This window comes from Halorubrum sp. F4 (assembly GCF_027257195.1).
Taxonomy (GTDB): domain Archaea; phylum Halobacteriota; class Halobacteria; order Halobacteriales; family Haloferacaceae; genus Halorubrum.
The window spans coordinates 1-6,941 of the sequence record NZ_JAPDFS010000029.1 but is presented as its reverse complement, the minus strand read 5'-3'; the positions used below and the strand labels follow the sequence as shown (position 1 = coordinate 6,941).

The 6,941-nt window shown below is 67.9% G+C and carries 6 protein-coding genes, 1 tRNA gene and 1 pseudogene; 6 read left to right on the top strand and 2 right to left on the bottom strand.

Translation table 11 applies throughout. The features are described from left to right. A pseudogene (locus OKW78_RS16250) lies at positions 1–229 on the top strand (NAD(P)-dependent oxidoreductase); the annotation flags it as partial. Positions 230–238: 9 nt separating this feature from the next. Here the strand turns inward: OKW78_RS16250 and OKW78_RS16245 are convergent. After that, entirely contained in the window at positions 239–988 is a 750-nt protein-coding gene (locus tag OKW78_RS16245; protein WP_281196107.1) for a DUF309 domain-containing protein, read from the bottom strand. A 65-nt stretch (positions 989–1,053) separates the two neighbouring features. Here OKW78_RS16245 and OKW78_RS16240 point away from each other — a divergent pair, with 65 nt between their 5' ends. Beyond that, complete coding sequence (locus OKW78_RS16240; protein WP_281196106.1) at positions 1,054–2,940, top strand: cation:proton antiporter; 1,887 nt, start codon at positions 1,054–1,056, stop codon at positions 2,938–2,940. 120 nt (positions 2,941–3,060) lie between these two features. Next, positions 3,061–3,495: a universal stress protein gene (locus OKW78_RS16235; protein WP_281196105.1), complete on the top strand. Its 435-nt coding sequence runs from the start codon at positions 3,061–3,063 to the stop codon at positions 3,493–3,495. Between the two features lie 473 nt (positions 3,496–3,968). Here OKW78_RS16235 and OKW78_RS16230 read toward each other — a convergent pair. After that, positions 3,969–4,041, bottom strand: a tRNA-Arg gene (locus OKW78_RS16230). A 259-nt stretch (positions 4,042–4,300) separates the two neighbouring features. Here OKW78_RS16230 and OKW78_RS16225 point away from each other — a divergent pair. From OKW78_RS16225 to OKW78_RS16215, 3 genes are all read left to right on the top strand, one after another. Then, positions 4,301–5,752, top strand: coding sequence for a single-stranded DNA binding protein (locus OKW78_RS16225; RefSeq protein WP_281196104.1), 1,452 nt, complete (start codon positions 4,301–4,303; stop codon positions 5,750–5,752). Between the two features lie 152 nt (positions 5,753–5,904). Next, positions 5,905–6,336: a histone gene (locus OKW78_RS16220; protein ID WP_281196103.1), complete on the top strand. Its 432-nt coding sequence runs from the start codon at positions 5,905–5,907 to the stop codon at positions 6,334–6,336. Then, positions 6,337–6,941, top strand: a 605-nt coding sequence (locus OKW78_RS16215; RefSeq protein WP_281196102.1) for a histone deacetylase, incomplete at its 3' end; no start/stop codon positions are given. It lies immediately after the preceding gene.

The window sequence follows — 6,941 nt, the reverse complement described above, 5'->3', positions numbered from 1 at the left end:
CGGGCAGGCGATGTGGCTCTCACACGGCGACTGTGCCCACCTCTTCGACCGGTGTCTCCGGGCCGACTACGAGTTCGAGATCGTCTACGGCATCTCCGACAACGACCGGAAGTACTACTCCATCGAACGCGCTCGCGAGGTCCTCGGCTACGATCCACAGGACAACTCCGCGAACTACACCTTCGAGGGCGAGCCGATCGTCGAGGATCCCCCGACGGACGAACCCTGATGCTCCCGCTCACTCGAACAGGCCCGAGACATCCCGACGTTCGCGACGGTCCCGGTCGACGCGGTCGGCGATCCGCGCCGCGATCTGCGGGCGTGCCTCCGGCCGGCGAAGATACGCGAACACGAGTTCCGTGACCTGCGTCCGGCCCGTTCCGTACTCCTCACGTGCGAGCGCCGCCGCGACCGACATCGTCTCCTCGTTTTCGGCGTCGACCGCGGCCGCCAGCTCGGGCGCGGCCGAGAGCGTCGCCGCCAAGTCCAGGTCCTCGAACCCGACGGCGACGCCGTCGATCCGGATCGGCGGCGGGTCGTCACCGATCGCTCCCGGGCCCGCGGCGAGCCGTCGGCACCACTCGCGGATCGGCTCGAGAGCGATCCCGTGGCACGCCTCGTCGATCCCGTCGAGGAGGTCCACGGCGCGCGTGGCGTGGTCCGCGGCGTCGGACCGATCCCCGCCTCTCGCGTGATCGGCCGCGGTCGCGACCGCGGCCAGCCCGCGGAGGACCCGCTCGTCTCCCGGTTCGATGTCGGCGTCGTCGTCGGCAACAGCGTCGTCGGAGATCGCCATCCGTGCCGACTTCCAGCGATCGTGCGCCGCGGAGACGTAGCCGGCGTTGAACAGCGCGATCCCCGCCTCGAGTGCGGCGGCGATCGGTTCGTTGCGGTCGTTCGCGCCGCCGCGGCTGTCCACGTCGCCGCGGCTGTCCGCATCGCCGTGGTCGTTCGTGTCGCCGTGGTCGCCGCGGCCGTCACGCGTCACGTCGAGCGTCTCGGTCAGGGACGAACATAAATCCCGAGTTCGATCGTCGACGAACCAACACAGTAATGTACGTTGGGTACAATAATCCGATAGACGTGTCCAGTAGTCTCCTGCCGGTCGTCGCGGCCATTCTCGTTTCGGGGCTCGCCGTGCAGCTGCTCGCACATCGGCTGAAGGTACCGAGCGTGGTCTTTTACCTCGCGATCGGGGTCGTCCTCGGTCCCGAGGTGCTCGGGCTCGTGACCCTCGACACGTTCGGGGACGGCCTCGAGATCATCGTCGGACTCAGCGTCGCGATCATCGTCTTCGAGGGGGCGTTCGCGCTTCGGATCGACCGGATCCGCCGCGCGTCGACGGTGTCGCTCCGGCTGGTCACGGTCAGCGCCCTCGTGATGTTCCTCGGAACCGCGGTCGCGGTCAGGTTCCTCGAGGGGGCCACCTGGGAGATCGCGCTGCTGATCGGAGCCCTGCTCGTCGCGACCGGCCCCACGGTCATCACGCCGATACTCAACGTCGTCCGCGTCCGGGACCACGTGGCGACCGCGCTGGAGACGGAGGGGATCGTCAACGACGTGACCGCGGCGATCGTCGCCGTGGTAGTCTTCGAGACGCTGCTGCTCGACGACCTCGGCGTGCCCGCTACCTTCGTCTCCTTCCTCCAACGGTTCGGCGTCGGCGTCGCCGCGGGGGTGCTCGCGACCGTCGTCATCTATCTCCTACTGGACAGCGATTTCGTGCCCGAACGCGACGTCCAGGCGTCACAGTTCCTCGTGTTGGCCGCGGCGATCGGGTCGTTCGCGGCCGCCGAGGCCGTCGCGGCGGAGGCGGGTATCGCCGCGGCGGCGACGAGCGGGATGCTGCTCGGAAACCTCGGCATCGACAACAGGGAGGAGATCGAACGGTTCGCGGAGAACACGACCCTGGTCGTGCTCTCGTTCGTGTTCATCTCGCTGGCCGCGCTGATAGACGTCGAGGCGATCCTCGGGCTCGGCGTCGGCGCGATCGGGATCGTGCTCGTGGTCATGCTCGTGTTGCGGCCGCTGGGCGCGTTCATCGCCACCGTCGGCGTCGAGCGGTTCACGCGAGCGGAGCGGCTGTTCATCGCGGCGGTCGGCCCGCGGGGGATCATCCCGGCGAGCGTGGCGACGCTCTTCGCCATCGAGCTGGAGCTCGCGGGCAACGTCGCGGCCGGGCAGCTGCTCGTCGGGACGGTGTTCGCCGTCATCTTCGCGACGGTCGCGATCGAGGCGGGCATGGCGCGGCAGATCGGCGAGTACCTCGGAGTGTCACCAATGCGTACGATAATCATCGGCGGGGGTCGGATCGGCCGGGCGCTCGCCACACGACTGGAGAACAGGGGCGAGTTCGTCGTCATCGTCGAATCCGACGCGGACGTGGTCGAGCGCGCACGTGCCGAGGGATACACCGTTCGCGAGGGCGACGGAAGCGAGGCCGAGGCGTTGCGCAAGGCGGGCATCGAGGACGCAAAGCGGTTCGTCACGACCACGGCCGACGACGACATCAACCTCCTCGCGTGCCAGCTCGCCATCACCAAGTTCGACGTCGAGTCGGTGTACTCGCGGGTGAACGAGCCGGAGAACGTCGACGCGTTCGAGAGCATCGGCGTCGAGGCCATCGACGCCACGACGGCGACCGCGGTGGCCATCGACGACGAGATCGAGCGCCCCGCGCTCACCCACTGGATGAACGAGCTCGGCGACGACCACGACGTTCAGGAGGTGGAGGTGACCTCCGAGAGGCTCGCCGGCAAGAGCATTCGCGACCTCAACGCGGACATTCCGGACGGGACCTTCGTCGCCGTCGTCAGCCGCGACGGCGAGAACCACGTCCCCTCGGCGGACAGCGTCTTGGAGTACGGCGACCACGTCACCTTCATCGGCGACATCGACGCAGTCAAGCGGGCGATGGAGCGGTTCCACCCGCACGACTGATCGGAGTCGACGGCGGCGTTCTCGCCGGGAACTCGGGATTCTAGGACGTCATGGAACGATTCGAATTCATCGGCCGGTGGCCGCCCCGGTGTTTATTCGTCTCCCACGCGCTGAGGGGGTATGTACGACCGTATCCTCGTTCCGACGGACGGGAGCGACCACAGCGACTTGGCCGCCGAACACGCGATCGATCTCGCCGAGCGGTTCGGCGCGATCGTCCACGCGTTGTTCGTCGTCGAACGGGCGGGACCGAGCGGTCACTGGGACTTCGCGGTCGAGAAACAGGAAGAGACCGGTGAGGAGGCGCTGGATGCGGTGGCTACACGGGGCGACGAGCGCGACATATACGTCGAGCGCCACCTTCGTCGTGGGGTGCCCAGCGAGGAGATCGTCGACGCCGCCGTAGACTACGAGGTCGACCTCATCGTGATGGGAACGCAGGGACGAACCGGACTCTCACGCATCGCCACCACTGGAAGCACCACGGAACGTGTGGTCAGATTGACGGACGTCCCGACGCTCGTGGTCGGCGGTGCGAGTGCTGGAAACGCGTGAAACCCGCACTCGATTCCAAAAATAGCCGAAATCCTCGCTTCGATCGATCCGTGAACAGCCCGTAGTGAGCTGATCAGGGCTCCACAGAAACACGAGGATTGTTCGAGAGTCCTCCTTTTTGATCCGTAACGTCCTGACGGAGTCCTGCGCGAGCGAAGCGAGCGCCGGGCACGTCAGGACGCTCACTTTGCGGCTGTCTCACTTCGTTCGACAGCCGCTGCGTTCGGTCCTGACGGAGATTTGAACTCGAAAAGACGATCCGAGTCACTCACTCCGTTCGCTCCCCGGCTGCGACTTTTCTGCTCAAATCTCCGCGGAATTCTCGGATACATCAAACGACGAGCGTAGCGAGTCGTGCGTGTATCCGAAAGCGTCCTGACGGAGTCCCACGCGAGCGTAGCGAGCGTGGGGCACGTCAGGACGCGAACGCCGAAGCAGGCGCTCCGCGAAGCGGAGCGGCTGCGAGAAGTGAGCGTCCTGACGGAGATTTGAACTCCGGTCCCTGGCTCCGCAAGCCAAGAGGATAGTCCACTACCCTACCAGGACTCGATTACACGTACCGCCGAGATACTTAAGACGGTTACGGTCCGGCGGTCGCGTGTCCGACGGTCGCATGGCCCGATCGCGATCCTCGCCGAGAGCGGTGCGGACGACTGAACGTTTTTGTACTGAACCGGGACGAGTGCGGGGTATGCCGAGCGAAAACGCGACTCGAGAGCGACGAGAGAGCGCGACCGATGACGGCGCGGAAACGGCGCAAGGACAACGCTTATCCGCGGAGTCGACGACCCTACGAGGTACGCGTATGGGAGCCATAGAGGACGTCTACGAGGACCTCGAGACCGACGTCGAGTTCGAGGAGTTCGCGGCCGCCGTCGAGGACAAAGTCGAGCAGATGGGCGGGCTCGCGGACGAGGAGACCGCCGCGATGCTCATCGCGCACGAGCTCCGCGACGAGGAGGCCGACACCATCGCCGACATCGAGCCCGGCATGAACGACGTGAAGTTCCTCGGGAAGGTGACCTCCATCGGCGACGTCCGCACGTTCGAGCGCGACGGCGAGGACGACGAGGGACGGGTCTGTAACGTCGACGTCGCGGACGCGTCCGGCTCCGTCCGGGTCGCGCTGTGGGACGAGATGGCGGCCGCGGCCGAGGAACAGTTGGAGGTCGGTCAGGTGCTGCGGGTCATGGGCCGGCCGAAGGAGGGGTACAGCGGCCTCGAGGTGAGCGCCGACAAAGTCGAACCGGACGAGGACGCCGAGGTCGACGTGCAGGTGCTCGACACCTACCGCGTCGAGGACCTCTCTCTGGGCGCGTCCGACGTCGACCTGGTCGGGAAGGTGCTCGACACCGACTCGATCCGGACGTTCGACCGCGACGACGGCAGCGAGGGCCGAGTGGCGAACCTCACCGTCGGCGACGAGACCGGTCGGGTCCGGGTCACCCTGTGGGACGACAAGGCCGACCTCGCGGAGGAGTTCGAGTCCGGCGAGGTCGTCGAGGTGGGCGACGGTTACGTCCGCGAGCGTGACGGCGACCTGGAGCTTCACGTCGGGGACCGCGGCACCGTCGACCGCGTCGACGAGGACGTCGAGTACGTCCCGGAGACGACGGACATCGCCGAGTTGGAGATCGGTCAGACCGTCGACGTCGCGGGCGGGGTCATCGAGACGGACCCGACACGGACGTTCGACCGCGACGACGGGAGCGAGGGACAGGTGCGGAACGTCCGGATCAAGGACGAGACGGGCGAGATCCGGGTCGCGCTGTGGGGCGAGAAGGCCGACCGCGAGATCGAGTTGGCCGACCGCGTCGTCTTCACCGACGTGGAGATACAGGACGGCTGGCAGGACGACCTGGAGGCGTCCGCGAACTGGCGCTCGACCGTCTCCGTGCTCGAATCCGGCGGTGACGACGCGGGTTCCGGGCGCGCGAGCGACGACGACACGACGGAGGCGACGAACGCGTCGGCGACGGACGCGGGGCTGGACGCCTTCGGCGACTCGCCGGGATCCGACGGGGGAGCCGAGGCGGTCACGGACGGCGACGGCACCGCGACGGCGACCGTCGAATCCGGAGCCGCGGACGACGTGGAGTTCACGGGAACGGTCGTCCAGACGGGAGACCCGGTCGTGTTGGACGACGGCGAGCGAACGAAAAGCGTCGAGACGGGCGCGAGCCTGCGACTCGGCGAGGAGATCACGGTTCGCGGCCCGGAACGAGACGGGACGATCCACGCCGAGGACGTGTTCTAGGCCACGTCGCCGCGCGATTCTCGCGCGGAGGGGGCGGGACGCCGTGCGTCGGCGGTGCGAAACGACCTGCTGAGTGGCTTCGAGGCCGTCTTTCGGGCACGTAGACGCCGGTAACGGAAAGCGTTATACGGTGGACGAACCCGACTGTGTGTATGAGTGTCGAATTGCCGTTCGCGCCGGTCGATACGATCATCCGGCGGAACGCCGGCGAGCTCCGGGTCAGCGCCGACGCGGCCGAGGAGCTGGCCCGGCGGATCCAGTCGCACGGCGCGGAACTGGCGATCGACGCGGCCGAGCACGCGACGGCGGACGGGCGGAAGACGCTGATGGCGTCGGACTTCGGCGTCGAGCAGGTCATCCCCCGCGAGGAGCTGTCCCTCCCCGTCGCGCCCATCGATCGGATCGCGCGGCTCCGCATCGACGACCGGTATCGCGTCGGCGTCGACGCGCGGATCGCGTTGGCCGACATCCTCGAGGACTACGCCGACAACGTGGCGAGCGCCGCGGCGACGCTGGCACGCCACGCCGATCGCCGGACCGTACAGGCCGAGGACATCGAGACGTACTTCGCGCTGTTCGAATAGATGCGCTTCGGCTACAGCGAGCGGTGTCTCGACCACGACACGGGCGATCGACACCCCGAGAACCCGGACCGACTGCGCGCGATCCGCCGCGGCCTCGCGAAGCGGCACGGCGTCGAGTACACCGAGGCGTCGCCGGCGAACCGCGGGGCGGTGACGGCGGTCCACGCCGACGACTACGTCGACGAACTCGAGGCGTTCTGTGCGGACGGCGGGGGTAACTGGGACCCGGACACCGTCGCCGGCGAGGGGACGTGGGACGCCGCGCTCTCGGCGGCCGGACTGGCGCAGTGGGCGGCGGACGCGGCGCTCGACGGCGAGAACGGTCGAAAGACCCCGTTCGCGATCGGTCGTCCGCCGGGCCATCACGCGGTCACCGCCGACGCGATGGGTTTCTGTTTCTTCAACAACGCCGCGGTCGCGGGCCAGCACGTCATCGATCGGGGCCGCGCCGACCGGGTCGCGATCCTCGACTGGGACGTCCACCACGGCAACGGCACCCAGGACATCTTCTACGACCGAGCGGACGTGCTGTACGCGTCGATCCACGAGGACGGGCTCTACCCAGCGACCGGCGAGCTCACCGAGACGGGCGAGGGCGACGGCGA